This window comes from Afipia sp. Root123D2, assembly GCF_001425835.1.
Classification (GTDB): domain Bacteria; phylum Pseudomonadota; class Alphaproteobacteria; order Rhizobiales; family Xanthobacteraceae; genus Afipia.
In genome coordinates this window covers 715,385-741,831 of record NZ_LMDP01000001.1, presented here as the reverse complement: position 1 = coordinate 741,831, position 26,447 = coordinate 715,385, and the positions used below count along the sequence as shown (strand labels likewise).

Genomic DNA, 26,447 nt, shown 5'->3' with positions numbered 1-26,447 from the left:
GACGGGAGTCTCCCCTCCACTCCCGTCCGCACTATCCCTTACTCGCCAATACCGGCATCGCCCTGCTGTCCGTCTCGTCTTTCGCGAACGGTGAAAACTTCTTGGTGATCGACGAACTGATGATTGTCCCATCGGCCTTGTCGCCGGAGATCAGGGTGCCCTGCGCCCGAGTCAGATCGAGCCCCAGCGCATAACCGTTGCCGAGATCGTGCGACAGGCCGACGCCATAGGTCGCGGTCTGCGCCTTGAACGGCGAGTCGAGATACTTGGTGATTGCGTATCCGGCTGCAGCCGTCAGCGTCCATTTCGGGTCGACCTGCCACGCGACCTTGCCGGAATAGATTGTATCGATCGTGATCGGCGAAATCGGAAACGTCGTCTCTCCGGCGCTGCGGGCAGCTTTAAGATCGATCGTGAAAGGCGCGATGCGCCAGGTCAGGTTGGTATCGAACAGAACTTCGCGGACATTGGTGAAATCGACATCGTGCCACGTGCCGCGCAGATACGAGATCGCGCCGAACGCGGAGAAATCCGCCGAGCCATATTTCGCGAACAGAAACGGCTGCACACGCTCGTTGTCGCGCCGGTAGCCGAAATCGTCGAACTCCTCGAGATAGCGCCGCACCGACAGATTGACCGAGGCCCCGATCTCGAACTTGTCTTTCACGAAACTGACGCCAGGGATCACCGTTCCGCGCAGATATTGCTGCGGGTTCGGCAGGAAATCCTGAAAGATGACGTTGGTCTGGTTGAGCGACGACCGCGCCCCCTCGGCTGAGGCAAACAGCTTGAACGAGCCGACGCGGACTTCGCCCTTGGATGTCTGGATCAGATCCGACGAGCGCAGATTGTAGCTGTTGGTGTCGCCGATGGTCGTGGTTGAAGAGACGTTGGCGTTGTCATCGCCGAGCAATCCGCGCAACACCACCTTGCCCGACATGGATGGGACGACATCGGAATTTGAATACTGCGTGGTGCCGGCTTCGGCGACGACGCCGTAGCTGTAACCGTCCTGTTTTGTGCCTGCCGCCAGCGCGGCGTCGGTGCCGATGAAAGCGGTGCGGCCGGAGTTCGGGCCCGGCAAAAACTGCGGATTGGTATCGAAGCCGCCGCGAAGATGCACCGAGGCGACGAACTCGTCTTCCGCCATCGTGGCGCGCAGCCCGATCATTGTCAGGCAGACACAGACAAACACTCTCACCATTACGCAGCCTCCACGACATTTGCGTGGCTGCGATTACTTCGGAGCGTCGTTAGCGCGGAGTGAAGATAGGCCTGCGTTGCGTAGTGCTACGGAGGCGATGCGGACGGCGTTACCCGCAAAATCAGACGTTCAGCGACACCGCCCGCTTGGCGGCGGTCGACAGCCCGTTCGCCTGCATCTCGGTCAGTTGCTCGACGAGATTGTAGGAATGAGCCGCATTCGCCGCACGGTGATTGCGGAGCGCGGATGACATTTCCTTCAGCGTCACGGAGCCGTCGCTGTCGGCATCGAGCTTCGCGAACATATCGTCGGCCGCGGAGACGTTGGTGCCGCCGGCGCCGAGCTTGTCCTCGAACTCCGCCTTGCTGATCTTGCCGTCACCATTGCCGTCGATCAGCGACAGTAAATCCTTGAGGCTGTCGCTCGGGCTTGGCCGCGCCAAGGTCTGCGAGCCGTCCTGCGCCGCGAGCAACGCGTTGAACGTCGCCGGTGACAGATTCGGGGTGCCGCCGGACGCGGACAGCGGATTGAGCGACTCCGGGCCGTTGACCTTGAACGACGACCCGGACTTGACCCCGGTCGAGGCCGAACCCGACAGCTTGGAGCCCAGCGACGACAGCAGATCCAGCGCAGTGGATGCCGCCGCACCGGCCATCGCTCCCATGGCAAAATACATGGCCCAACTCCCTTGATCGCCGCGCAGGCACGGCCCCCATCCACGAAAGACGGAGCAAATCCCGTGCCGCATGGGAAATGCCCATAAACAAGGGTTTTGAGCCCGTACGCATGGCGCCCGGACGGCAAACCGTGCCGTAAACGGCAGAAACTGCCGGGCAAAACCGCTATATTCCCTGCGCAAAAGCCGATTTCCGGTTTTGCGCCCGGCCTGCCGCCGTGTTAGGCGAAGGCCGATCCCGAAACCGTTCCGGGCCGCCCTCGCAGACAGGCAAGAAACGCTGATGTCTCAACAGCTTGCACCGCGCCCTCTGATCATCGCGCCGTCGATTCTGGCGTCCGATTTCGCCAAACTCGGCGAGGAGGTCCGTGCGGTCGATCAGGCCGGAGCCGACTGGCTGCACCTCGACGTGATGGACGGCCATTTCGTTCCGAACATTTCCTACGGGCCCGATGTCATCAAGGCGATGCGTCCGCACTCGAAGAAGATCTTCGACGCCCACCTGATGATCGCGCCCTGCGATCCGTATCTCGAAGCCTTCGCCAAGGCCGGCTGCGACCACATCACGGTTCACGCCGAGGCGGGACCGCACCTGCACCGGTCGCTGCAGGCGATCCGCGCGCTCGGCAAGAAGGCCGGCGTCTCGCTCAATCCGGCGACGCCCGCGAGCGCCATCGAATACGTCATCGACATGGTCGATCTGGTGCTGGTGATGTCGGTCAATCCGGGCTTCGGCGGCCAGTCGTTCATTCCATCCGCCCTGGAGAAAATTTCACAGGTTCGCGCGATGTGCGCGGGCCGTCCGATCGATATCGAAGTCGACGGCGGCGTGACCGCGAACAATGCCGCGGAAATCGCCGCGGCCGGTGCGAACGCATTGGTTGCCGGTTCAGCCGTGTTCAAGGGCGGCACGCTGGAAAGCTACAAGGCAAACATCTCCGCCATCCGCAACGCCGCCGCCATGGCGCGCGGTGAAGCGATTTGATTTCCTCGTGGTGAGGAGCCGGGCAAAGCCCGGCGTCTCGAACCACGAGCGCAAGTTCTGAAATCGCTTTGGCCATTCGAGACGCGCTGCGCGCTCCTCAGGATGAAGCCAAAGCGGTAAGCACGATGAAAGGCATTCCATGATCCCCCGCTATTCCCGCCCCGAAATGGTGTCCATCTGGGAGCCGCAGACCCGGTTCCAGATCTGGTTCGAGATCGAGGCCCACGCCAGCGACGCGCTGGCGGAACTCGGCGTCATTCCGAAGGAAGCGGCGAAAACCATCTGGGCCAAAGCCAAGGGGGTCACCTTCAATGTCGAGCGCATCGACGAGATCGAGCGCGAGACCAAGCACGACGTCATCGCCTTCCTGACGCATCTTGCCGAAATCGTCGGCCCCGAGGCGCGCTTCGTCCATCAGGGCATGACGTCGTCCGACGTGCTCGACACCTGCCTCAACGTGCAGCTTTCGCGCGCCGCCGATATCCTGCTCGCCGATATCGACAAGGTGCTGGACGCGCTGAAGCGCCGCGCCTTCGAATACAAGATGACGCCGACCATCGGCCGCTCGCACGGCATCCACGCCGAGCCGGTAACTTTCGGCCTCAAGCTCGCCTACGCCTATGCCGAATTCACCCGCGCCCGCGCCCGCCTTGTTGCCGCGCGCAAGGAAATCGCGACCTGCGCCATCTCCGGTGCCGTCGGCACCTTCGCGCAGATCGATCCGCGCGTCGAAGCCCACGTCGCCAAGGCGATGGGCCTCGAAGTCGAACCGATCTCGACGCAGGTGATTCCGCGCGACCGCCACGCGATGTTCTTCGCCACCCTCGGCGTCATCGCATCGTCGGTCGAGCGCCTCGCCACCGAAATCCGCCACATGCAGCGCACCGAAGTGCTCGAGGCCGAGGAATTTTTCTCGGAAGGCCAGAAGGGCTCGTCGGCGATGCCGCACAAGCGCAATCCGGTGCTGACCGAGAACCTCACCGGCCTGTCGCGCATGGTGCGTGCTTACGTCACTCCGGCGATGGAAAACGTCGTGCTGTGGCACGAGCGCGATATCTCCCACTCCTCCGCCGAGCGCATGATGGCGCCGGACGCCACGGTGACGCTCGACTTCGCGCTGAACCGTCTGGCCGGTGTGATCGACAAGCTGCTGGTCTATCCGCAGAACATGCAGAAGAACCTCGACCGCCTCGGCGGCCTCGTTCATTCGCAGCGTCTGCTGATCGCGCTCACCCAGAAGGGCGCGTCGCGCGAGGACGCCTACAAGCTCGTTCAGCGCAACGCCATGCCGGTGTGGCGTGGCGAAGGCGACTTCCAGACGCTGCTGAAGAAGGACGCCGACGTAAGAAAGTATCTCACCGACGCGGAGATCGAGGAGCAGTTCGACCTCGGGTATCATCTCAAGCACGTCGACACGATCTTCAAGCGGGTGTTCGGAGCATCGTGAACTTCATGGGCGTCGTCACCGCCGTCAGCCTGCGCAAGGGCCACCACTTCAGCAAGACCAACAGCCTGAGCATCCGGCTGCTCAAGGGGCTCGGCGTCGACGGCGACGCGCATATGGGCGAGACGGTGAAGCACCGCTCGCGGGTGGCGAGGGATCCGACCCAGCCCAATTTGCGCCAGGTCCACCTCCTCCACGAGGAGCTGTTCGACGAGCTGCAGGCTAAGGACTTCATCGTCCGGCCTGGGGAGATGGGCGAGAACGTGACGACGCGCGGCGTCGATCTGCTCGGGCTGCCGACCGGAACACGGCTGAGTCTGGGCGACGCCGCTGTGGTGGAAATCACCGGCCTGCGCAATCCCTGCGTCCAGATCGACCGCTTCCAGAGGGGCCTGATGGCGGCCACGCTGGACCGGGACGCCGACGGCCATCTGATCCGCAAAGCCGGAATTATGAGTGTGGTTCTCACCGAAGGCGATGTTCGCCCCGGTGATGCCATCAAGATCGAGCTACCTGCGGAACCGCATCGGCCGCTCCAGCCGGTCTAGCATCACAACCGAATGGTAACCGCCGATCGGCTATCATGATGTCCGTGCCCCACGTTCCGACAATTCTGGTGTTCGATTCCGGCCTCGGCGGCCTCACGGTGTTCCGCGAGATCGTGAAGGCGCGGCCCGACGCGATCTATACCTACGTAGCCGACGACGCCTTTTTCCCTTACGGCCATCACACCGAGGGCGAGATCATCGCCCGTGTCGTGCCGCTGATCGGCGACCTGATCGCCCAACATGCGCCCGATCTGGTGGTGATCGCCTGCAACACGGCATCGACGCTGGTGATGGAGCATTTGCGCGCCGCCTATACCGTGCCCTTCGTCGGCACTGTGCCTGCGATCAAGCCGGCCTGCGCGATCTCGAAGACCAAGCGCGTTTCGGTGCTCGGCACCAAGGGCACCGTGAAACGCGAATACACCAAGACGCTGATCCGCGACTTCGCGCAGGGCTGCGACGTCACGCTGGTCGGTGCGGAAAACCTCGCCTCACTGGCCGAGGCAGCGTTGCGCGGCCAGAGCGTGAGCGACGCCAGCATCGCCGCCGAAATCGCACCATGCTTTCTCGATGGCGCAGCGCCAACCGACACGGTGGTGCTCGCCTGCACCCATTATCCTTTGCTGATGGAGCAATTGACCCGGCTCGCGCCGTGGCCGGTTGACTGGATCGATCCGGCACCCGCCATTGCGCGGCGGGTCACCGCATTGCTCGGTCCGGCCATCGACGCTCCCGCTCCTCCACCCGCCCGCATCGCCTTCACCTCGGGGCGGCAACCCGGCCCTGTGCTGGCACGGGGGCTCGAACCATTTTTTGGCTCAACTTTGCCCGCAGCCTGACGCGTTCGGCCGCTACGGTGACCGCCGCGTCTCAAAAAGACTGCCTGTGACGCGCGCTCGTGCTATATCGCTCCGCCGTATCGCGGAGCTTGCCAGCACGCAGAGGCAAGCCGGGGAAAGACTGTCGGGATGCGCGGGACTTACAAGAAAATATCGCTGCCGCGGCGGCTGATCGGCGATCTCATGCACGCGTCGATGGATGTCCCGCGCGTCTCGGTGCGGCGCACGCTGAATCTCGGCCCACTGGTTCAGGCCCGCGCGGCGCAGGTCCAGCGGCCGGGATGGTCTTCGATCATCGCGAAGGCGTTCGGCGTCGTCGCCCGCGACGATGCGTTGTTCCGCACGCTCTATGTGAAATGGCCGTGGCCGCATTTCTTTGAAGTCCACCGTAACGCCGCAATGATCGCGATCGTCCGCAACGATTTCGACGAACAGGCGGTCCACTTCCTGAAGGTCGGCGATCCCGAACAGTTGTCGCTGAACGACATCGACGAAGAGATCCGTCACGGCAAGGAAGCACCGTTGGACAAGATTCCCTCCCTCAGCAGGCTGATGCAGGTCTCGCGGCTGCCGCGGCCGTTGCGGCGCCTGATCTGGGCCTTCGCGCTCAATATCGGCCGACAACGCTCCAATCATGCCGGCACATTCGCGATTACATCGGTCGCGTCGCTGGGAATCGAAACCGTCACGGCGCTGTTTCCCGGCCCCTGCCTTATCAGTTACGGACTGGTCCGGTCCGATCACACGATGGAAATCATCTTTCACTGGGACCATCGCATCTATGACGGCGTCCCGGTCGCGAGCGCGCTCGACCGGATGGAAGAGGTCATGAACGGCGAGATCGCCGACGAGATCGCCGCCTTCGGCAAAATCAGGTCGATTGCCTGAGCGGCGTCAAAGATATCCTTCCCGGCATTTTGCGCCGCTGATAGCCTGACATCGATCCGTTCCGCGAAGAGAACGGTTTTGGAGGATCGTCATGTTCAGGAAGGCATTGCTTTGCGCGTCTGTCGTCGCTTTCGCCAGCCTCAGTGTTGCGGCGGCCCAGCAACCGCCGGCGGGGATCAAGCGCACCCCATTGCAGAAAATCGACTTTCCGGAGGGCTACACCACCGTCACCGGCATCGCTGAAATCGGCCCCGGCGGCGCGGCCGGCCGGCACACCCACCCCGGCATCGAGACCGGCTATGTGCTGGAAGGTGAAGCCGAGCTCCTCATCGACGGCAAACCGCCCCTGCACCTGAAGGCCGGCGAGTCCTATTCGATCCCGGCCGGAGTCGTCCATGACGCCAAGGTCCATGGCGACAAGTCATTGAAAGTGCTTGGAATTTATATCGTCGACAAAACCAAGCCGCTGGCCTCGCCGGCCAAATAACGGCCCCTGCGGAAAACCGCGCCAAACCATCGATCTGTTTGACTTGGCGGCGGTTTCTCCCTAAAAACCCCCTGCTCGCGGGCCGTTTTCGGCCCGCGTTGCGTTTCGCGACCCGTGGTTTTCCTCGTCAAGCTTACGAGGCGGACCTGTCAGCACCGGGATTTCCCGCTGCACAGGAGGGCGCGTTTCCTCAAACCGTAACCTAGAAAGAGGACGCGATGACTAAGCGTAGTGAGGCGAAGTACAAGATTGATCGCCGTATGGGCCAGAACATCTGGGGCCGCCCGAAGAGCCCCGTCAACAAGCGCGAATACGGCCCCGGCCAGCACGGCCAGCGCCGCAAAGGCAAGCTCTCGGATTTCGGCACGCAGCTGCGCGCCAAGCAGAAGCTCAAGGGCTACTACGCCAACATTTCCGAACGCCAGTTCTATGCGGTGTATGTCGAAGCGACTCGCCTCAAGGGTGACTCGGGCGAAAACCTGATCGGCCTGCTCGAGCGCCGCCTCGACACCGTGGTCTATCGTGCCAAGTTCGTCTCGACCATGTTCGCGGCACGCCAGTTCATCAACCACGGCCACGTCAAGGTGAACGGCAAGCGCGTCAACATCGCGAGCTACAAGGTCAAGGTCGGCGACGTCGTCGAGATCAAGGAATCTTCGAAGCAGCTCACCTTCGTTCTCGAAGCCAATCAGCTCGGCGAGCGTGATGTGCCGGACTTCATCGAAGTCGATCACGGCAAGCAGGTCGCGAAGTTCACGCGCGTTCCGAGCCTGTCGGAAGTGCCGTTCCCGGTTCAGATGGAGCCGCACCTGATCATCGAATTCTATTCGCGCTGATCTCTTTCCGCGCGATACGGAACACCAAGGCCGCCCCACCGGGCGGCCTTTTTTCTTGGGTCGGAGAAAGGCGAGTCAGTTCTCGAACGCGTCATACACCAGCGCCTTGAACTCGCGCTGGATCCGGCCCCGCTCCGAGGGCGACTGGATCATCAGGACCGCGAACATGTCGTGCATGCGATCGATCCAGAAATAGGCGCCGCCCGCCCCGTCCCATTTCAGTTCGCCCAGCACGCCCGGATCGGCGCGCTCGCCCGGCTCGACCCGGATGCCGAACCCCAGGCCGAACCCGAAACCGTCGCCGGGAAAGTAATAGTCGCCACGCTTGATCGGACCGTCCGGCTCGATCTGGTTGGTCGTCATCGCTGACAGCGTCTCGGGCCGAAGATACCGTCGGCCGTCCAGCGTGCCGCCGCTCAGGATCATCTGGCAGAAGCGCGCGAAGTCGCCGACGGTCGACACCATGCCGCCACCGCCCGACTCCATTTTGGGGCGCTTCCGCGGGTTTCTGATCAAATCGATATTCAACCTTCTGTCCTGCGGAAGCGGTTCCGCGATCAAGTGATGCTTCGCCTGGTCCGGAACGTAAAATCCCGTATCAGACATGCCGAGCGGTTTAAGCAACCGTTCGCTCTCAAAAGCGTACAGTGTCTTTCCAGACGCGACCTCGATTACGCGGCCAAGCACATCTATCGCATAGCCATAGTCCCACACCGTTCCGGGCTGTTCCTTCAATGGCGCCAGCGCGATCTTCTCCGCAAGCTCAGCGTTGCTGATGTCCTGGGATATGAAATCCGCATTGCCATAAACCTTTCGAACAAGGCCCTCACCATAGAACCCGTAGGGAAACCCTGCGGAATGACGCATCAAGTCCTTGATCGTGATCGGCCGAGTCGCCCGTTCGAGCGTCAACACGCCATCGCCTTCAGGACTCTTGCTTTCGACGCCGACAAACATGGTGGCAAACGACGGAATGTATTTCGACAGCGGATCCTCGAGCTGCAATTTGCCGTCGTCGACCAGCATCATCGCCGCGACACTGGTGATCGGCTTGGTCATGGAATACATGCGAAAGATCGCCTGTGGCGTCATTCGCTCGCTCGAACGCGGATCGATCAAGCCGAATGCGCCCAGATAGACCGGCTTGCCTCCGCGCTGAACCAGGACGACAGCGCCCGGAATCTTTCTCTCGGCAACTTCATTCTTGAAGTAGGCGGTAATCCGTTCGAGCCGCTTTACCGACAACGGTGCATCCGGCGGCCATGTCCGCATACGGCCGCCGTCGCGCGCGTGGCTTCGTCCGGACACGACCGACGTGATCGCGGCAGAAACGGCCAGCCGAAGGACTGACCGCCGTGCCATTCGCAACCGCGCCGGGCGATGTATCAAGAGGGCCAAGCTCCGTCCGTGCGAGAGGTGAACCGCACGATCATTTTTCGAACGCGCCGTAGACGAGATTCTTGAGCGCTGAGCGAATTCGCCCGCGTTCCTTCACCGTCTGGGCCATGAACACCACGTACATGTCCTCTTTCGGGTCGATCCAGAACGTCGTGCCGCCGGCACCCGACCAGTTCATCTCGCCGACCGAACCTTCCATCGGACTGATCCCCGCATCGGTCCGCACCGCGAAACCAAGGCCAAATCCGAACCCGGGACCCGGCAGATAATACGGACCCGGCTTCACCCCGGAGCCCGGGCCGATGTGGTTCGATCCCATGTAGGCAATGGTTTTCGGGCTGAGATAGCGTTTGCCGTCAAGCGCCCCGCCGTTCGCCAGCATCTGCGCGAAGCGCGCGTAATCGCCGGCCGTGGAGACCATCCCCCCGCCGCCCGACTGCCATCTACGGGCGATCCGCGGGTCGTTCATTTCTGCATCGTTGCCGATCTTGCGATCGGTCGGGAACGGCTCGGCGATCAGATCCTGTTTGCTTTTATCGGTGACGTAAAAGCCGGTACTCTTCATGCCTAGCGGATCGAGGATGCGCTCCTTCTCGAATTCGTAAAGCGATTTTCCTGACACCACTTCAACTACGCGGCCGAGAATGTCGGTGGAGTGGCTATAATCCCAAGTCGTGCCGGGCTGATAGGCAAGCGGCAGTTTGGCAATGCGATCGGCGAATTCCGCGTTGTCGAAATCGCCGTTGAACACATGCGCATCGACATACAGCTTTTTCACCATGCCTTCGCCGAAGAACCCATAGGTAATCCCCGACGTGTGGCGCATCAGGTCCTGAACCGTCATCGGCCGCTTCGGCGCAACGAGTTCGAGCGTCAGACTGCCGTCCTCACGCTTGTGTTCGACGCCGACTTTGACGTCCTTGAACGCGGGAATGTATTTCGCGACCGGATCGTTCAGGGCAAGCTTGCCCTCCTCGACCAGCATCATCGCCGCCACCGAGGTGACCGGTTTCGACATCGAGTAAATCCGGAAGATCGAACTCGCCGTCATCGGCGCCTTGGTGGCGGGATCGCGAACACCGAAGGTTTCGTAATAGGCGACCTTGCCGTGGCGCTTGATCAACATCACCGCGCCGGGAATTTTGTTATCAGCGATCTCGTTCTTGATGTAGGCGCTGATGCGGGCAAGCCCTGCCTGCGAAAAACCCGCCTCAGCGGGGCGGGTTTGAACGACACTATCGGCGCGCGCATGACCCGCGGCAAGGAAGGCCAGCGCGACGGCAGCCGGCGCGACAAGGCTACGCAACATGAGCATAAACACCTCCCGATGTCCGGTGTTTGCAGTCCGGACTTGAGAGGAAGTGTATCGGCCGCCTGCCGCAAGGCAAGACGACGGCCACCGCATGGGGGCCGCTATTTCTTCAGTTCGACCTTGGTCAATTTGCCGGTCTTGGGATCGATATGAAGCTCGTAGACCTTGCCGTCCTTGGTCGCGTCAGCTTCCCAATGTCCATCGTCAGCCTCAAGTTCGGTGACGGCGGAATATCCTTCGTTGTTGAGGATCTTGAGGACGGCATCCGCACTCATCCAGTCAGGACCGGGTTGGTCCGAAACAGCGACGCCTGCTGACAGCGCAATCAGCGCTGTTCCGAATATCGCGGCTTTCATCATGACCTGACCTCCTGTGCGTCACCAATGCTTTGGCGACGCACACGTTCCTTGCAAAACGGAGGCAGGTCCGGCGACCGATCAGCCCGCAGGCTGATGAACCACGACGCCCTTGTCGGCGAGCAACTGCTGCAATTCACCAGCCTGGAACATCTCGCGGATGATGTCGCAACCACCGACGAATTCGCCCTTGACGTAAAGCTGGGGAATGGTCGGCCAGTTCGAGTAGATCTTGATGCCGTCGCGCAGCTCGGACGATTCGAGAACGTTCAGGCCTTTGTAGGCGACGCCGACATGGTCGAGAATCTGAACCACCTGGCCCGAGAAACCACACTGCGGAAACTGCGGGGTTCCCTTCATGAAGAGGACCACGTCGTTCGACTTCACTTCGGAATCGATAAATTGCTCGATGCTCATTGTCTGTCCTTTTGGGAGCCTTCCGTGAGGCTCATCCAGCTTGCCGCGCGGCCGCGCAATACGACGTGACCTGCCGCTTCATCATATATGTAGCCTGAAATCCTTCTGCATCCCAATAAAATTGACGTGCAGGCCATGCTTTAGGCCAATTTCAGCGACCCGCGCGGTAACATTCGGCAGTCTCGCCGCGTATCAAATCAGATGCGATTGCATCTTTTTTTCTGGACATCAGCCCCTATCTAGGGGGACCTTTCTTCTTCGGAACCGATCCGCAGGAGTATCGTTCTCTCCCAAACCGGAGATTTTCGTGACAAAAGCAGCAGATATACCGGCCGCGAGCGTCGAGAGATCCAACTCCCCGTCCGCCAAATCGCTGACCGGCCTTGCTGACAGTCTGCTCGATGCTTATCGGCGCGTCCGCGACGAGACCGAGCATCGCGCCGCGCCATTGTCACCCGAGGATCAGCTTGTTCAGTCGATGCCCGACGCCAGCCCGGCCAAGTGGCACCGCGCCCATACCACGTGGTTTTTCGAGCAGTTTCTGCTCGGCAAGTATGTCCCCGGCTACAAGCCTTACCATCCGGACTACGCCTATCTGTTCAATTCCTATTACGTCAGTGCCGGCCCGCGCCACGCCCGCGCCCAACGTGGCCACCTGACCCGGCCCGGCGCGGAAGCGGTGACCGCCTATCGCAAGCATGTCGATGCCGCGATGGCGAAATTTCTCGGCTCGGCCAGTACCGAGACGTTGCGCGACGTCGCCCCGCTGATGGAGGTCGGCCTCAATCACGAGCAGCAGCACCAGGAACTGATGCTGACCGACATTCTTCATGCCTTCGCGCAGAATCCCATTCCACCCGCCTACGATCCGGATTGGAAATTTCCGGCCTCGCGTCGAGAGGGCGATGATTGGGTGACGCTGACCGAAGGCATTCACACCGTCGGCCACCCGAACGAAACCTTCCACTTCGACAACGAGAAACCCGCGCACCGCGCCCTCGTCGGCCCGGTGAAGCTCGCGCGCAACCTCATCACCAATCGGGAATGGCTCGCCTTCATGCAGGACGGCGGCTATCGCACCGCGACGTTATGGCTGATGGATGGATTCGCCGCCGTCGAGAGAGAGGAATGGGATGCGCCCGGCCATTGGCGCAAGATCGACGGCGCCTGGCAGATCATGACGCTCGGCGGATTACAACCCGTCGATCCCGACGCGCCGGTGTCCCATGTCAGCTACTACGAGGCCGATGCGTTCGCGCGCTGGAGCGGCAAGCATCTGCCGACCGAGATGGAGTGGGAAGTGGCGGCGCGCGCCGGACATCTGAACGACGCCTTCGGCATCGTCTGGCAATGGACGCGCAGCGCCTACTCGCCGTACCCCGGCTATCGCGCTATCGAAGGCGCGCTCGGAGAATACAACGGCAAGTTCATGGTCAATCAGCTTGTGCTGCGTGGCTCGTCGCTGGCAACACCCGCCGGTCATAGCCGTGTCACCTATCGTAACTTCTTCTATCCGCATCATCGCTGGCAATTCACCGGTTTGCGGCTTGCCGACTATTCCACATCAACCTGAACGGACGACCTGGGTCCGGACGCAACGCGCACGACGATTTCCTTTAGAACCGCTCGCGATTCGATCTTTGTGCGACAGGAGACTTCAATGAACGTTCACGTATCCGCGCTGGCCAAGAACGGCACCCGCGATCCGAAAGACAGCGTGTTCGCGCGCGACGTCATCGACGGGTTGGCACGTCAGCCCAAGCAGCTGCCGCCAAAATACTTTTACGATGAAACAGGCTCGGAGCTGTTCGAGCAGATCACGGTGTTGCCTGAATATTATCCGACCCGCACCGAGCTTGGCATCCTGAGCGATCGTGGCGCCGACATCGCGGCGATCATTCCGAAGGGCGCGGCACTGGTGGAATTCGGCGCCGGCGCCACCACCAAGGTTCGCCTGCTGCTCGATCGCTGCGCGTTCGACGCCTATGTGCCGGTTGATATTTCCGGCGCATTCCTGAACGGCCAGGCCGACGCGCTGCGCAAGGACTTTCCGCACCTCGCCGTTCATCCGGTCGTTGCCGATTTCACGACGCCGTTCGCATTGCCCGGCGCCGTCAAGGCGATGCCGAAGGTCGGATTCTTCCCCGGCTCGACACTCGGCAATTTCGAACCGCATGAGGCCAGCGCGTTCCTGCGTAGCGCCCGCGCGATCCTCGGCGACGGCGCGACCATGATCGTCGGCGTCGACCTCGAGAAGGACGAACGCCTCCTGCACGATGCCTACAACGACGCCGCCGGCATCACCGGCCGTTTCAACAAAAATGTACTGGTGCGCATCAACCGCGAACTCGGCGGCGATTTCGATCTGTCGGGATTCGCCCATCGCGCGATCTACAATCGCGAGCGCCACCGCATCGAGATGCACCTCGTCAGCCTCAAGGCGCAGACCGTGCGTATCTTCGGGCAGGACATGTCATTCCGCGCCGGCGAAACGATCCACACCGAGTCGAGCTACAAGTACAGCGTCGAGCGCTTTCAGGCTTTGGCCCGAGGAGCCGGCTGGACGCCGCGCGCCAGCTGGACCGACGACAACGGCATGTTCTCGGTTCATGCGGTGGTGGCGTCGGATTGAACCGGCGGGCCCGATCGCAGCGAGATCGCTTCCCACGCCGCGACACCCAGCAGGATCGCCGTCGTCACCGATGACAGCACGAGCGGCGACAGCAGATGCGCGAACGACATCAGGACCACCAGTGCCCCGATGCCCACGAGATGGGAGAGCTGCAGGCGGCCGTGGATGCTGCGCTTGAACAGGATCACGCCTGCCAGATAGAGCAACGGACCGCCGCCGATGGTCAGCACCTACTTCATCCCGGAGTGTCCGTCGGGATGCGCCAGCAGCATCTCGTCCCCCACCGCAGACACCACGATGCCGGCGACGATCGGCAAGTGAAGGTAAGTGTAGGCGAGCCGCGCGAGACGGCCAGTATCCTGAACATTTGAAATATGTTCCGCGCCTGCTTCGGCACCGATGTGAAAATAGATCCACCACATCGCGATGCTGCCGAGCAGCGCCACAAGAAAGGCCGCGATCGCAGGTGCCGACCATGCGGCTTCTGCGAACGTCGCGCCCGTCACCACGATCGATTCGCCGAGCGCGATGATGATGAACAGCGCGGAGCGCTCGGCCATGTGCCCGCCCTCGACCACCCAGTCATGGGTCGAGGATGCGCCTAATCCCGGTGTCCGAAATCGCGTCGCGGGCCCGGCATATTCGATCGCCAGTGCGATCAGCCACAGGAAAAGCCGCATCTGCGGATCAGCCAGACCGCCGGCAATCCAGAACACCGCGCTGACGGACAGCCAGAACGTAATCCGCGCGAGATTTTTGCGATGAGCAACTTCCGATTTCGGCACTGCCCATAGAAAGAAGAGAGAGCGGCCGACCTGCATCGCGGCGAACGCCAGCGCAAAGGCGAGGCCGCGGCTCTCGAATGCTTTCGGGATCGAGGTGGATAGCACCAGCCCGGCGATCATCAGCACGAACAGCATCACGCGCACCGGCGTGCGCTCCGGGTCCAGCCAGTTGGTGATCCATGAGGTGAAGACCCAGACCCACCACACCGCGAACATCAGGATCGTGGTCTGAAGCACGCCGAGCGGCGTGAAATGGGCAAGCAGGGTATGGGAAATCTGGGTGATCGCGAACACGAAGACCAGGTCGAAGAACAGTTCGACATAGGTGACGCGATGATGGCCGTCGGGGCTGCTCGGCCGCAGCAGGGTTTCGCCGTTTTCCGACCGCGACATCAGCGCCCCCGATGGTAGCCGATCAGGCGTCCGGCACCCCGGTCTGGAGCGCGAGCGCATGCAGGATGCCGCCCATCTGTCCCTTCAGGGACTGATAGACGATCTGGTGCTGCTGAACCCGCGATTTGCCGCGAAACGATTCCGAGATCACCGTCGCCGCGTAGTGGTCACCGTCACCGGCAAGGTCGCGAATCGTCACGGTTGCATCGGGAATCGCAGCCTTGATCATGGTTTCGATATCCCGCGCGTCCATCGGCATTCCAAGGTCTCCCGTCTCGGGCCACCGGCCCTTCCATCATACCAGATATGCCCAATTCTAGCGCCGACAAGCAGCGGGGTCACGCGGGCAATCGTCGCAATCGTTCCTATATCGCGAACACCCACAGGAGACTGCCGGAGCCCGTTATGAAAATTCCCGGACCGGACCATCCCATCACCATCGCGCCCAACCCGAAGCGGGTCCGCGTCACCGCCGGCGGCAAGGTCGTCGCCGACACCACCGGAGCACTGACCCTCCGGGAAGCCTCCTACCCCCCGGTCCAGTACATTCCCCGGGCCGATGTCGACATGGCGCTGCTGTCAGCCACCGACCGCCGGACCCATTGCCCGTACAAGGGCGACGCCGGCTATTTCACCATCAAGACCCACGGCAAGATGCTCGATAACGCGATCTGGACCTATGAGGCCCCCTATGACGCGGTGAAGGAAATCGCCGGGCACTTGGCATTCTATCCCGACAGGGTCACGATCGAGGAACTGCCCGCCTGATTGCGACGAATCTTCGGTGCTGGTATCGGGAATCATGTCCGAGAGAAACGTTGCCCTCGACCGCGCCCGCACCGCGCTCACCGTTCTGGTGGTCATCCATCACGCGGTGATCCCGTACACCTATTACGGCTACGCCGACAAAAACAGGTGGGTCGGCTTCGACGGCATTATCCTGGCAACGGACAGCTTCTTCATGGCGCTGTTCTTTTTTCTATCGGGACTGTTCACCTGGCCGAGCCTGCGACGCAAGAGCACCGCAAGTTTCCTGCATGACCGGCTGTTGCGTCTCGGCCTGCCGTTCGCGATCGCTGCGCTGACGCTGATGCCGCTCGCCTACTATGCGCTCCAGCCGCGCGACGCGAATATCGGCTTTGCCGCCTATTGGTGGAAGACGGTCACGGTCGGCCCGTGGCCAAGCGGGCCGATCTGGTTCGTCTGGGTGCTGCTGGCGTTCGACACCTGCGCCGCGCTGCTGTATCGCGTCGCCCCGAACTGTCTGGAGCCGATCAACCGATTGGCCCAGCGCGCATACAGCAACCCCGCGCTGTTTTTCGCATTCTTCCTCGGTGTCACCACCCTCGCCTATGTGCCGATGCGCTTGCACTACGGCACCACCTACTGGTTCGAGTTCGGCGGCCCGCTGGTGGTCCAGGCCAGCCGCGTGCTGCTGTACGCCTGTTATTTCGCCATCGGCGTCGGCGTCGGCCTCGCTGCCTTGGACAAGGGTTTATTGTCCGGCGAAGGGCAACTCGCGAAACGCTGGGGCCGGTGGGCGCTCGTCACACTCGTCGCCTACAGTTTTCTGGTGATGCTGATCGTTTACAAGCGCGGCATCGCGCTTGATCCCGATCATCTGCCCGAGTGGTATGAGGTTGCCTACAGCTTCGCGCTCCCGCTGTTCAGCGCAGCGATCACCTTCAGCTTCCTCGCCTTCTATTTGCACTTCGACAAACCGGGCACCGGATTCCTCGACGCCATGCACGAGGCCGCCTACGGGATCTTCCTCATTCACTACGTGCCAGTTCTGTGGATGCAGTACTGGTTGCGCGACATCGACCTGCCGGCCGGCGTCAAGGCCGCCAGCCTGTTCGTGGTCGGGCTGTTCGCGAGTTGGGCAGTGACCGCGGTGCTGCTGCGGATTCCCGGCGCGCGTCGCGTGTTATAAGCCACAACGCTTGGGGCGAAGCGAAAGCTCTAGGCCTTGCCTGCCATGTAATCCGGCAGCCAGCCCTCGAAGCCCTTGCGCAGCGCCTCGATCGACACCGCTTTCTCGCCCGCGATCGCAACTGCGTCGCCGCCCGTGGTGCCGATGCGAACGCACGGCACCCCGACGGCATGGGTCTTCATCAGCAACGCATGCGCGTCGGATTCGGGCACGGTGACGATGTAGCGCGCCTGATCTTCGCCGAACCACCACGCATGGGGCACGAGGCTTTCCGGCCCCGCATCGAGCTTTGCACCGATGCTGCCGGCCATCGCCATTTCCGCCAGCGCGACAAGCAAGCCGCCATCCGACAGATCGTGGACCGCAGTCGCGGTGCCGCCATGGATCATGCCGCGCACCGCGTCGCCATTGCGCTTTTCAATCGCGAGATCGACCGGAGGCGGCGCGCCCTCTTCGCGGCCGCAGATGTCGCGCAGATAAACCGACTGGCCGAGCCAGCCCTGGGTGTCGCCGATCAGCAGGATCGCCTCGCCTTCGGCCTTGAAAGCGAGCGTCGCCGATTTGGTGAAATCCTCGAGCAGCCCGACGCCGCCGATCGACGGCGTCGGCAGGATGCCGCGGCCGTTGGTTTCGTTGTAGAGCGAGACGTTACCGGACACGACCGGGAAGTCGAGCGTGCGGCAGGCTTCCGCAATGCCCTTCAGACAACCGACGAACTGGCCCATGATCTCGGGCCGTTCGGGATTGCCGAAATTCAGATTGTCGGTGATCGCGAGCGGACGCCCGCCGACCGCGGTAATGTTGCGCCACGCTTCGGCGACCGCCTGCTTGCCGCCCTCGAACGGATCGGCCTCGCAATAGCGCGGCGTCACGTCGACGGTCAGCGCAAGGCCCTTCGGCCCGTCCTGCACGCGCACCACCGCGGCATCGCCGCCGGGGCGCTGCACGGTGTTGCCGCCGATGACATGATCGTACTGTTCCCACACCCAGCGCTTCGAGCACAGTTCGGGTGTTGCGATCAGCTTCTCCAATGCCGCCACGATGCCGAGCGGCGGCTTGACGTCCTGCGCGCGGATCGTCGGCAGTTGCGGCGACGGCACGTGCGGCCGGTCATACAGAGGCGCCTCTGACTCCAGCTCCTTGATCGGCAGGTCCGCCATCACATCGCCGCCATGCTTGACGACGAAGCGCTGCGACGGCGTGGTGTAACCGACGATGGCGAAGTCGAGGCCCCACTTCTTGAAGATCGCCTCGGCCTGCTTTTCCTTCTCGGGCTTGAGCACCATGAGCATCCGCTCCTGGCTTTCCGAGAGCATCATCTCATAGGCGCTCATGCCGGTTTCGCGCGTCGGCACCGAATCGAGATCAAGATCGACGCCGAGATCGCCCTTGGCGCCCATCTCGACGGCGGAGCATGTCAGGCCCGCCGCGCCCATGTCCTGAATCGCGATCACGCAATCCGCTTCCATGATTTCGAGGCAGGCCTCCAGCAGCAGCTTTTCCGCGAACGGGTCGCCGACCTGCACGGTCGGACGCTTCTCCGCACTGTCGTCATCGAATTCGGCGGACGCCATGGTTGCGCCGTGGATGCCGTCGCGGCCGGTCTTGGAGCCGAGATAGACGATCGGCATGTTCACGCCGGACGCCGCCGCATAGAAAATCTTGTCCGCTTCGGCGAGACCCACCGCCATCGCATTGACGAGGATGTTGCCGTCATAGCGGGTGTGGAAGCGCATCTGGCCGCCCACCGTCGGCACACCGAACGAATTGCCGTAACCGCCGATTCCCGCGACGACACCGGACACCAGATGACGCGTGCGCGGATGCTCCGGCGCGCCGAATGAGATCGCGTTGAGACAAGCGATGGGGCGCGCGCCCATGGTGAATACGTCGCGCAGGATACCGCCGACGCCGGTGGTCGCGCCCTGATACGGCTCGATGTAGCTCGGGTGGTTGTGGCTCTCCATCTTGAAGACCACCGCCAGCCCGTCGCCGATGTCGATGACGCCGGCGTTTTCGCCCGGCCCCTGGATCACCCACGGCGCCTTGGTCGGCAGGCCGCGCAGATGCAGGCGCGAGGATTTGTACGAGCAGTGCTCGTTCCACATCGCCGAAAAGATCCCAAGCTCGGTAAAGCTCGGCGTGCGCCCGATCAGCTTGAGGATGCGCTCATACTCGTCCGGCTTGAGGCCGTGGCCGGCGATCAGTTCGGGCGTGATCTGGGGTTCATTTCGCATCGTGGACCTGGGTGCGGGTTAAACCCCTTCTTAGGGGCACCAAAGAGGTGAGAAAAGGGCTTTTTCCGAGTGTTTTCAACAATCCCCCGGTTTGCGGGATATCCCGCCAAGGCGGGATTTGCGCGCTGCACCAGGATCGGATTTAACAGCACGCAATACCTCCTCGAACAAGGGCCGAAGCGCTTGGACGACCAGACCAAAACACCTTTCACCCGCCGCCCCGACCTGCTGGTCGCCACCGAGGGCGAATTCGCCGGCTGGCGGACCTGGAGCCGCGACACTTTCGAATCCCACAACGGGCCGTTCTGGCACAAGATCGAGGACGACGGCCGGGTCCGCTGCGCATTCCGCGCCGAGACCAAACATCTCAACGGCCTGAAGCACGTCCACGGCGGCTGCTACATGACGTTCGCGGATTATTGCCTGTTCGCATTCGCCTCGCCTGTCCTGCAGGGTCCGGCCGTGACCGTGACGTTTGCCAGCGAATTCCTCAACGCCGCCTATGAAGGCGAACTCGTTGAGGCCGAAGGTGAAGTCACCCGCGCCGGCGGTTCGCTGATTTTCGTGCGCGGACTTCTCAAGAGCGGCGAACGGCCGCTGTTCTCGTTCTCGGGGACGATCAAGCGGGTGAAGCGAAAGACGTAAGAGTTACGCCGCGTTTTTCAGATGATCGACGAGGCCTGCGAACAGGCCGCGGCCGTCGGTGCAACCCATGATCTCTTCGACGTGATTTTCCGGGTGCGGCATCATGCCGAGCACATTGCCCTTGTCGCTGACGATCCCGGCGATCGCCGCCGCCGCGCCGTTGATGTTGTGGGTGTCGCCGACTTCGCCGGTCGGCGAGCAATAACGATAGAGCACGCGGCCTTCGCCTTCGAGACGGCGGATCGTGTCTTCGTCGGCGGCGTAGTTGCCCTCACCGTGCGCCACCGGCACGCGGATCACCTGACCGGCGTTGTAGCCGCGGGTAAACGGTGTATCGGAGCGTTCGACGCGCAGATGCACATCGTGACAGATGAATTTCAGCCGCGCGTTGCGCATCAGCACGCCGGGCAACAGGCCCGACTCGCACAGGATCTGGAAGCCGTTGCAGACACCGAGAACGAGGCCGCCGGCGGCGGCGTGGGCGCGCACCGCGTCCATCACCGGCGAGCGTGCGGCAATCGCGCCGCAGCGCAGATAGTCGCCATAGGAAAAACCGCCCGGCACCACCACCAGATCGGTGCCCTTCGGCAGCGCTGTTTCCGCGTGCCACACCATCGCAGCCTCGTTGCCGGAGGCAAGCTTGAGTGCCCGCGCCATGTCGCGTTCGCGATTGATGCCGGGGAAAACGAGGACGGCTGATTTCATTGGTCGCTTAGCCCAAAACCTCGACGCGATAGTTCTCGATCACCGTATTGGCCAGTAGCTTGTCGGCGGCGGCTTTCAACGCCGCCTCCGCCTTGGCCTTGTCGGTGGTGCCGAGTTCGATGTCGAACACCTTGCCCTGCCGCACGCTGGCGATGCCATCGACGCCGAGCGATTTCAGAGCGCCTTCGATGGCCTTGCCCTGCGGATCGAGAATGCCGTTCTTCAGTGTGACGGTGACGCGAGCTTTCATCGGAGATCAGCTCTTCACCAGCACCGGGCCGGAGCCTGCCGGACGTTCATTCTCGATCAGGATGCCGAGACGCTTGGCGACTTCGGTATAGGCCTCGAGCAGGCCACCGAGATCGCGGCGGAAACGGTCCTTGTCGAGTTTCTCGTTCGACTTGATGTCCCACAGCCGGCACGAATCCGGCGAGATTTCGTCGGCGACGATGATCCGCATCATCTCGTTCTCGAACAGGCGGCCGCACTCCATCTTGAAATCGACCAGACGAATGCCGATGCCGAGGAACAGCCCGCTGAGGAAGTCGTTGACGCGAATGGCGAGCGCCATGATGTCGTCGATTTCCTGCGGCGTCGCCCAGCCGAAAGCGGTGATGTGTTCTTCGGACACCATCGGATCGCCGAGCTGATCGTTCTTGTAATAGAATTCGATGATCGAGCGCGGCAGCTGCGTGCCTTCCTCGATGCCGAGGCGCTGCGACAGCGAACCCGCGGCGACGTTCCGCACCACGACTTCGAGCGGCACAATCTCAACCTCGCGGATCAACTGCTCGCGCATGTTGAGCCGCTTGATGAAATGCGTCGGCACGCCGATGTCGTTCAGGTGCTGGAAGACGTATTCCGAAATCCGGTTATTGAGGACGCCTTTGCCCTCGATCACCTGATGTTTCTTGGCATTGAACGCGGTGGCGTCATCCTTGAAATGTTGAATCAAGGTTCCCGGCTCCGGTCCTTCATACAGGACCTTGGCCTTGCCTTCGTAAATGCGACGCCGACGGCTCATAGGGATGTACCGTGTGTTGTTGAAATCCATGAGATGGGTGTGCTCCGAATGGTTACGCGACTCACGGCGGAGCTGCCGCAAAGCCCAGAATCGCGAAACAAACCGCGAACCGGACCCAGCCGCAACGTAACCCATTGATCTCCCCGATACAACGCAAGGAGACGTGTTTTACCGCCCTGTTTGGCCATCAATCCTGCGACCTTTCGGACGTTGCCCGGCCGCGTTCGAAACCTATATGCAGGGATCACCGCTGCCGGTCCGAGCGCAGCCAATTCACCTTACGGAACAGATATATGTCCAGCTTCGACAAACGCCAGGAAGATTTCGAGAAGAAGTTCGCGCTCGATGAGGAGCAGAAATTCAAGGCGCTCGCCCGCCGGAACAAGCTGCTCGGATTGTGGGCCGCCGAGAAGCTGGGCAAAAGCAGCGACGATGCCGCCGCCTATGCCAAGGACGTGGTAGCGGCGGATTTCGAGGAATCGGGTGACGACGATGTCCTGCGCAAGGTCGCCAAGGACCTCGACGGCAAGGCCAGTGAGGCCGAGATCCGCAAGAAAATGGATGAACTGCTCGCCGTCGCCGCCGTGCAGGTGAAGGCCGGAACCTGACCGCAAGCGACCTGGCGCCGTGGGCGGTCAACCGCCCGCGACGCCTTTCGCGCTACGCGGAGGCGGACGGCGCTCCGTTTTCGATCAGATCCAGAGCCGCGGCGAGATCGCGCTCGATCTGGTCTGTCGACAGTGCGACGACGCAATAACCGCGCTCCGCCAGCCAGTTGCTGCGCACGGCGCGGTCCTTGCGCACGACATCGTTCTCCCCGGGATTGACGATCTCGATCGCGACCCGCTTCGAGAACGACACGAAATCCGGGATATGCCGCCCCACCGGGGTCTGACGCTTGAACTGTGCCGCGAAGCGCCGGTCAGTGGTCAGCGCCTGCCACAACAGGCGTTCGGCGTCGGTCGGATTCCGCCGCAGCAGCCGCGCCAATCCCCGCACCGTGCCGCTTTCCGACGGTGCCCGCCCCTCGCTGTGTTCCGCGAGCAGCGCGCGCAGCCGCGTCGCCTCGTTGCCGTCGAGGACGCCGCCCTTGGCGGGGCCCTTGCGGCCCTCGGCAATGGCCATCACCACGCCGTGGAGCGTGTGCATGTCCTGCTTGGTCGGCTCCATCCGCGTGAAAATGTTGCGCAGGTTGACCAGCATGGTGTCGCGCTTTTCTGCCGGACGCAGAAATTCCACCTTGTCGAGTTCGCCGATGAGATTGTCGAAAAACGCCTGCATTTGATGGCTGGACGCACGCTCGGAGCGCTCCGGCATCGTGAACGGCAGCGCGTTCCCGGTCGACAGCTTGAACCACTCGTAGCCCATCAGCAGAACCGCCTGCGCGAGGTTCAGCGAGGCGAAGCCTGGGCTGACCGGAAAGGTCACGATGCGATTGGCGAGCGCGGCCTCTTCATTGTTCAGCCCCCAACGTTCGCGGCCGAACAGGATCGCGGCGGTGCCGCCCGATGCGATTTCCGTCACGCTCTGGCGCGCCGCCTCCTCGGGGCCGACCACCGGCTTGGCCTGATCGTGGGCGCGGGCCGTGGTGGCGAACAGCAGCGAACAGTCGGCCACCGCCGCCTCCACCGTGTCGAACAGTTCAACCTTGTCGAGGATGTGGTCGGCGCCTGCCGCTGCGCGTTGCGCCGCGACGTTCGGCCAGCCGTCGCGGGGCTTGACGATGCGCAGGCGCGTCAGCCCGAAATTTCCCATGGCGCGGGCCGCCATGCCGATATTCTCGCCGAGCTGCGGTTCGACCAGCACCACGATCGGGCCGGCCAATTCCTTCCGCGCTTTGGTTTTATCGGTCCCAGACCCGGACATCGGCTCACTTTCTGATTCAAAGGCTGAACGATTTGATTCAGCTGCTGAACGCACTGATTCAACTGCTGAAGCTTTTGAATCAAGGCCTGAAGGGTCTGAATCAGGTTCTGAAGACGTTGATTCAACTGCTGAAGGATTTGAATCAACCGCTTAAGACGGCGATTCAGGGCGCTGGCTGGTAACCCGCAGCGCAAGCCTCGCTGAGAATCTAAAATTCATCAATAAAATAAACAGGTTGCAGAATCGTTTGAAATCTCCGGCGAAAGCGGAGCAGCGTCGCCGGGAGCGGTCACGCTCGCGAACGGGACGATCTCAGTAGACCAGGATATCGACGATGCCCTCGACCGACGGCAGGACACGCGGCGACTGGGCTGGCGACGCCTCGGCCCCGAGCCGGTGAAGCGTGCTGTATTTGGCGGCGAGCAGTTCATCGAACGCCTGCCGCGTCGCTTTTGAATATCGCGCCGGCGCGTATTCGATCACCAGCGGGACCTGCCCGAGATATTTGCCGAGGCTGCGCACGACGTCGGGCTCGAGGCCTTCGACGTCGATCCAGATCATCCCGATCTCGGAGACTGCGTATGCATCAAGCTCGGTGCTGAGCCGCACGATCTCGACCTCGATGCTCTCGGTGCCGTCATAGGACGGACGGCGGCCGACCGCGTGAGCGCCCTTGTTGCGCGGATGCAGATAGAGAGTGGCGTGGCCTTCGGTATCGCCCAGCGCCTTGCCGACCACGCGAACCTGATTCGCGAGTCCGTTGGCCGCGACGTTCATTTCGAGCAGGCGGCGATTGCCCGGCTCGGGTTCGAACGACACGGCGCTCCCGAACCGGCCGCTGCGGAGGGCGTAAACCGTCTGGACCCCGATATTGGCGCCGGCATCGACGAACAACGTACCGGGCTGGAGCCGCGATTCCTGAACCAGAATGGAAATGGCCTGATCAAGTTCGGCGTGTTGCCATACCCCGCGCCACACCAGATGGGTCCCGACCGTGCGGTCGGCGGGATCGACGAAAAAACGGCCATGCGGGGTGTCGCAATAGATCAGGTGTCCGCGCGCCGACACCGCATTCAGGACGGTTTCGCGGAAGGAGCGATGCCCGACAAGCACGGGCTCCAGAATGCGCTTGCGCATCTGCCGGCGAAAGCGGCCGGTAACGCCGCGGACTTGATGCCAGAGCGAGGGTTGATCTGCCAATGCGCCGTCTTCCATCCCCGAGGCCGGACGCGGCGCATCATCGCGGGCTGAGGGGATTCGAGGCAGCCCGCGAGTGCCTTGATGCACGACCTCAAGGATCTGAATCAAGTTCTGAAGATACCGATTCAACGGCTGAAGGGTTTGAATCAACCTCCTGAGAAGCTGATTCAGCGGCTGCACCGGAAGCGGCCGTCAAACCGTCATCGCCCACCGTAAATTCATCAATAAAATAAATGGGTTAAAGAATCACATGGAATCTTGGGCTCAAGCCGAACGGGTTCATCGCGCGGTGACCCGCTCCGGGCAAATTCCCTCGTCTCTGATGCGTTTGGCTGGCTTTCGCGACCCATCCTGCGGTGCTATAGCCAGCGCAAATTCCATCCACCCCGCCAAATCCCCCCTCAAGAAGGCCCGATCACACATGGCAAAAATCAAGGTGACCAATCCCGTCGTCGAACTCGATGGCGACGAAATGACCCGGATCATCTGGCAGTACATCAAGGACAAGCTGATCCACCCGTTCCTTGATATCGACCTGATGTATTTCGACCTCGGGATGGAATACCGCGACCAGACCAACGATCAGGTCACCATTGATGCCGCCAACGCCATCAAGAAGGTCGGCGTCGGCGTGAAGTGCGCCACCATCACCCCCGACGAAGGCCGCGTGAAGGAATTCGGCCTCAAGGAAATGTGGAAGTCGCCGAACGGCACCATCCGCAACATCCTCGGCGGCGTCGTGTTCCGCGAACCGATCATCTGCAAGAACGTGCCGCGCCTCGTCCCCGGTTGGACCAAGCCGATCATCATCGGCCGCCACGCCTTCGGCGATCAGTACCGCGCCACCGATTTCAAATTCCCGACCGCAGGCACCATCACCCTGAAATTCGTCGGCGACGACGGCAAGGTGATCGAGCGCGAAGTGTTCAAGGCCCCCGGCCCCGGCGTCACGCTTGCCATGTTCAACCTCGACGATTCGATCCGCGACTTCGCCCGCGCCTCGATGAACCTCGGTCTGACCAAGGGCTATCCGGTTTATCTCTCGACCAAGAACACGATTCTCAAGCAGTACGACGGCCGCTTCAAGGACATCTTCCAGGAAGTGTTCGACAAGGAGTTCAAGAAGGACTTCGACGCCAAGGGCATCACCTACGAGCATCGCCTGATCGACGACATGGTCGCGGCAGCGATGAAGTGGTCCGGCGGTTACGTCTGGGCCTGTAAGAACTACGACGGCGACGTCCAGTCCGACACCGTGGCGCAAGGTTACGGCTCACTCGGCCTGATGACCTCGGTGCTGCTGACCCCGGACGGCAAGGTGATGGAAGCGGAAGCCGCCCACGGCACCGTGACCCGCCACTACCGCGAACACCAGAAGGGCAAGGAAACCTCGACCAACTCGATCGCGTCGATCTTCGCCTGGACCCGCGGCCTCTCCCATCGCGCCAAGCTCGACAACAACGACGCGCTGGCGAAGTTCGCCAGCACCCTCGAGAAGGTCTGCGTCGAGACCGTCGAATCCGGCTACATGACCAAGGATCTCGCGCTGCTGGTCGGCGCCGACCAGCGCTGGCTGTCGACCACCGGCTTCCTCGACAAGGTCGCCGAGAACCTGACCAAGGCGATGGCCGCGTAAG

The 26,447-nt window shown here is 62.2% G+C and carries 28 protein-coding genes and 1 pseudogene; 15 read left to right on the top strand and 14 right to left on the bottom strand.

The window, feature by feature from the left end:
• Nucleotides 1-31: 31 nt before the first annotated feature.
• Both ASC80_RS03490 and ASC80_RS03485 read right to left on the bottom strand, forming a co-directional pair.
• Nucleotides 32-1,204, bottom strand: coding sequence for an outer membrane beta-barrel protein (locus ASC80_RS03490; protein WP_200941140.1), 1,173 nt, complete (start codon nt 1,202-1,204; stop codon nt 32-34).
• A 121-nt stretch (nt 1,205-1,325) separates the two neighbouring features.
• Nucleotides 1,326-1,880, bottom strand: coding sequence for an EF-hand domain-containing protein (locus tag ASC80_RS03485; RefSeq protein WP_056292887.1), 555 nt, complete (start codon nt 1,878-1,880; stop codon nt 1,326-1,328).
• Nucleotides 1,881-2,163: 283 nt separating this feature from the next.
• Here ASC80_RS03485 and rpe point away from each other — a divergent pair, with 283 nt between their 5' ends.
• The 7 genes from rpe (at nt 2,164) to rpsD (ending at nt 7,907) form a co-directional block, all read left to right on the top strand.
• Nucleotides 2,164-2,865: a ribulose-phosphate 3-epimerase gene (rpe, locus tag ASC80_RS03480; protein WP_056292886.1), complete on the top strand. Its 702-nt coding sequence runs from the start codon at nt 2,164-2,166 to the stop codon at nt 2,863-2,865.
• Nucleotides 2,866-3,004: 139 nt separating this feature from the next.
• Nucleotides 3,005-4,312: an adenylosuccinate lyase gene (gene purB / locus ASC80_RS03475; RefSeq protein WP_056292885.1), complete on the top strand. Its 1,308-nt coding sequence runs from the start codon at nt 3,005-3,007 to the stop codon at nt 4,310-4,312.
• 5 nt (nt 4,313-4,317) lie between these two features.
• The gene (locus ASC80_RS03470) at nt 4,318-4,857 is read left to right on the top strand and encodes an MOSC domain-containing protein (protein WP_056292884.1); all 540 of its coding nucleotides are present in this window, start codon (nt 4,318-4,320) and stop codon (nt 4,855-4,857) included.
• 38 nt (nt 4,858-4,895) lie between these two features.
• Complete coding sequence (murI, locus tag ASC80_RS03465; protein WP_056295513.1) at nt 4,896-5,696, top strand: glutamate racemase; 801 nt, start codon at nt 4,896-4,898, stop codon at nt 5,694-5,696.
• A gap of 129 nt (nt 5,697-5,825) precedes the next feature.
• On the top strand, nt 5,826-6,584 hold the full coding sequence (locus ASC80_RS03460; protein WP_056292879.1) for a hypothetical protein: 759 nt from the start codon (nt 5,826-5,828) through the stop codon (nt 6,582-6,584).
• Nucleotides 6,585-6,675: 91 nt separating this feature from the next.
• The gene (locus tag ASC80_RS03455; RefSeq protein ID WP_056292877.1) at nt 6,676-7,071 is read left to right on the top strand and encodes a cupin domain-containing protein; all 396 of its coding nucleotides are present in this window, start codon (nt 6,676-6,678) and stop codon (nt 7,069-7,071) included.
• 218 nt (nt 7,072-7,289) lie between these two features.
• Entirely contained in the window at nt 7,290-7,907 is a 618-nt protein-coding gene (gene rpsD / locus ASC80_RS03450) for a 30S ribosomal protein S4 (protein WP_056292875.1), read from the top strand.
• Between the two features lie 75 nt (nt 7,908-7,982).
• Here rpsD and ASC80_RS03445 read toward each other — a convergent pair whose 3' ends face one another.
• The 4 genes from ASC80_RS03445 to grxD form a co-directional block, all read right to left on the bottom strand.
• On the bottom strand, nt 7,983-9,269 hold the full coding sequence (locus ASC80_RS03445) for a serine hydrolase domain-containing protein (RefSeq protein ID WP_056292873.1): 1,287 nt from the start codon (nt 9,267-9,269) through the stop codon (nt 7,983-7,985).
• A gap of 67 nt (nt 9,270-9,336) precedes the next feature.
• Nucleotides 9,337-10,614 (bottom strand): serine hydrolase domain-containing protein, encoded by a 1,278-nt coding sequence (locus tag ASC80_RS03440; RefSeq protein WP_502690943.1) that lies wholly within the window; start codon nt 10,612-10,614, stop codon nt 9,337-9,339.
• Nucleotides 10,615-10,718: 104 nt separating this feature from the next.
• Nucleotides 10,719-10,976 (bottom strand): PepSY domain-containing protein, encoded by a 258-nt coding sequence (locus tag ASC80_RS03435; RefSeq protein ID WP_056292869.1) that lies wholly within the window; start codon nt 10,974-10,976, stop codon nt 10,719-10,721.
• A gap of 78 nt (nt 10,977-11,054) precedes the next feature.
• Entirely contained in the window at nt 11,055-11,390 is a 336-nt protein-coding gene (gene grxD / locus ASC80_RS03430; RefSeq protein WP_056292867.1) for a Grx4 family monothiol glutaredoxin, read from the bottom strand.
• 307 nt (nt 11,391-11,697) lie between these two features.
• Between grxD and egtB the strand changes: the two genes are divergently transcribed.
• Both egtB and egtD read left to right on the top strand, forming a co-directional pair.
• Nucleotides 11,698-12,963 carry an ergothioneine biosynthesis protein EgtB gene (egtB, locus tag ASC80_RS03425; protein WP_056292865.1) on the top strand — a complete coding sequence of 422 codons (1,266 nt, stop codon included), beginning with the start codon at nt 11,698-11,700 and terminating at the stop codon, nt 12,961-12,963.
• 87 nt (nt 12,964-13,050) lie between these two features.
• Complete coding sequence (gene egtD, locus ASC80_RS03420) at nt 13,051-14,022, top strand: L-histidine N(alpha)-methyltransferase (RefSeq protein WP_056292864.1); 972 nt, start codon at nt 13,051-13,053, stop codon at nt 14,020-14,022.
• On the opposite strand, the pseudogene ASC80_RS03415 reads toward egtD, so the two are convergent.
• Both ASC80_RS03415 and ASC80_RS03410 read right to left on the bottom strand, forming a co-directional pair.
• Nucleotides 13,998-15,200, bottom strand: a pseudogene (locus ASC80_RS03415) (low temperature requirement protein A). The gene egtD and the pseudogene ASC80_RS03415 overlap by 25 nt on opposite strands.
• Nucleotides 15,201-15,222: 22 nt before the next feature.
• Nucleotides 15,223-15,459 carry a BolA/IbaG family iron-sulfur metabolism protein gene (locus ASC80_RS03410; RefSeq protein WP_056292862.1) on the bottom strand — a complete coding sequence of 79 codons (237 nt, stop codon included), beginning with the start codon at nt 15,457-15,459 and terminating at the stop codon, nt 15,223-15,225.
• A gap of 146 nt (nt 15,460-15,605) precedes the next feature.
• Here ASC80_RS03410 and ASC80_RS03405 point away from each other — a divergent pair, with 146 nt between their 5' ends.
• Entirely contained in the window at nt 15,606-15,968 is a 363-nt protein-coding gene (locus ASC80_RS03405; protein ID WP_056292860.1) for a DUF427 domain-containing protein, read from the top strand.
• 34 nt (nt 15,969-16,002) lie between these two features.
• On the top strand, nt 16,003-17,133 hold the full coding sequence (locus ASC80_RS03400) for an acyltransferase family protein (RefSeq protein ID WP_056292858.1): 1,131 nt from the start codon (nt 16,003-16,005) through the stop codon (nt 17,131-17,133).
• A gap of 29 nt (nt 17,134-17,162) precedes the next feature.
• Here the strand turns inward: ASC80_RS03400 and purL are convergent, their stop codons facing one another.
• On the bottom strand, nt 17,163-19,370 hold the full coding sequence (gene purL / locus ASC80_RS03395; protein WP_056292856.1) for a phosphoribosylformylglycinamidine synthase subunit PurL: 2,208 nt from the start codon (nt 19,368-19,370) through the stop codon (nt 17,163-17,165).
• 183 nt (nt 19,371-19,553) lie between these two features.
• On the opposite strand from purL, the gene ASC80_RS03390 reads away from it, so the two are divergent.
• On the top strand, nt 19,554-20,015 hold the full coding sequence (locus ASC80_RS03390) for a PaaI family thioesterase (RefSeq protein ID WP_056295511.1): 462 nt from the start codon (nt 19,554-19,556) through the stop codon (nt 20,013-20,015).
• A 3-nt stretch (nt 20,016-20,018) separates the two neighbouring features.
• Here the strand turns inward: ASC80_RS03390 and purQ are convergent, their stop codons facing one another.
• Genes purQ through purC form a run of 3 tightly spaced genes read right to left on the bottom strand, consistent with a single transcriptional unit; the run spans nt 20,019 to nt 21,744 of the window.
• Nucleotides 20,019-20,720 (bottom strand): phosphoribosylformylglycinamidine synthase subunit PurQ, encoded by a 702-nt coding sequence (gene purQ / locus ASC80_RS03385; protein ID WP_056292855.1) that lies wholly within the window; start codon nt 20,718-20,720, stop codon nt 20,019-20,021.
• Between the two features lie 7 nt (nt 20,721-20,727).
• A complete protein-coding gene (gene purS, locus ASC80_RS03380; protein ID WP_056292853.1) occupies nt 20,728-20,970 on the bottom strand; it encodes a phosphoribosylformylglycinamidine synthase subunit PurS in 243 nt (80 codons plus the stop codon).
• Nucleotides 20,971-20,976: 6 nt separating this feature from the next.
• The gene (purC, locus tag ASC80_RS03375) at nt 20,977-21,744 is read right to left on the bottom strand and encodes a phosphoribosylaminoimidazolesuccinocarboxamide synthase (RefSeq protein WP_156464246.1); all 768 of its coding nucleotides are present in this window, start codon (nt 21,742-21,744) and stop codon (nt 20,977-20,979) included.
• Nucleotides 21,745-22,037: 293 nt separating this feature from the next.
• On the opposite strand from purC, the gene ASC80_RS03370 reads away from it, so the two are divergent.
• Nucleotides 22,038-22,352, top strand: coding sequence for a DUF1476 domain-containing protein (locus tag ASC80_RS03370; protein ID WP_056292848.1), 315 nt, complete (start codon nt 22,038-22,040; stop codon nt 22,350-22,352).
• A gap of 52 nt (nt 22,353-22,404) precedes the next feature.
• On the opposite strand, the gene ASC80_RS03365 is transcribed toward ASC80_RS03370, so the two are convergent.
• A complete protein-coding gene (locus ASC80_RS03365) occupies nt 22,405-23,610 on the bottom strand; it encodes a TrmJ/YjtD family RNA methyltransferase (RefSeq protein ID WP_056292846.1) in 1,206 nt (401 codons plus the stop codon).
• 32 nt (nt 23,611-23,642) lie between these two features.
• Between ASC80_RS03365 and ASC80_RS23505 the strand changes: the two genes are divergently transcribed.
• Complete coding sequence (locus ASC80_RS23505; protein ID WP_156464245.1) at nt 23,643-23,792, top strand: hypothetical protein; 150 nt, start codon at nt 23,643-23,645, stop codon at nt 23,790-23,792.
• 130 nt (nt 23,793-23,922) lie between these two features.
• On the opposite strand, the gene ASC80_RS03360 is transcribed toward ASC80_RS23505, so the two are convergent.
• A complete protein-coding gene (locus ASC80_RS03360; protein ID WP_162244569.1) occupies nt 23,923-24,810 on the bottom strand; it encodes an FkbM family methyltransferase in 888 nt (295 codons plus the stop codon).
• Between the two features lie 421 nt (nt 24,811-25,231).
• Between ASC80_RS03360 and ASC80_RS03355 the strand changes: the two genes are divergently transcribed.
• The gene (locus ASC80_RS03355) at nt 25,232-26,446 is read left to right on the top strand and encodes an NADP-dependent isocitrate dehydrogenase (RefSeq protein WP_056292843.1); all 1,215 of its coding nucleotides are present in this window, start codon (nt 25,232-25,234) and stop codon (nt 26,444-26,446) included.
• Nucleotide 26,447: the final 1 nt, after the last annotated feature.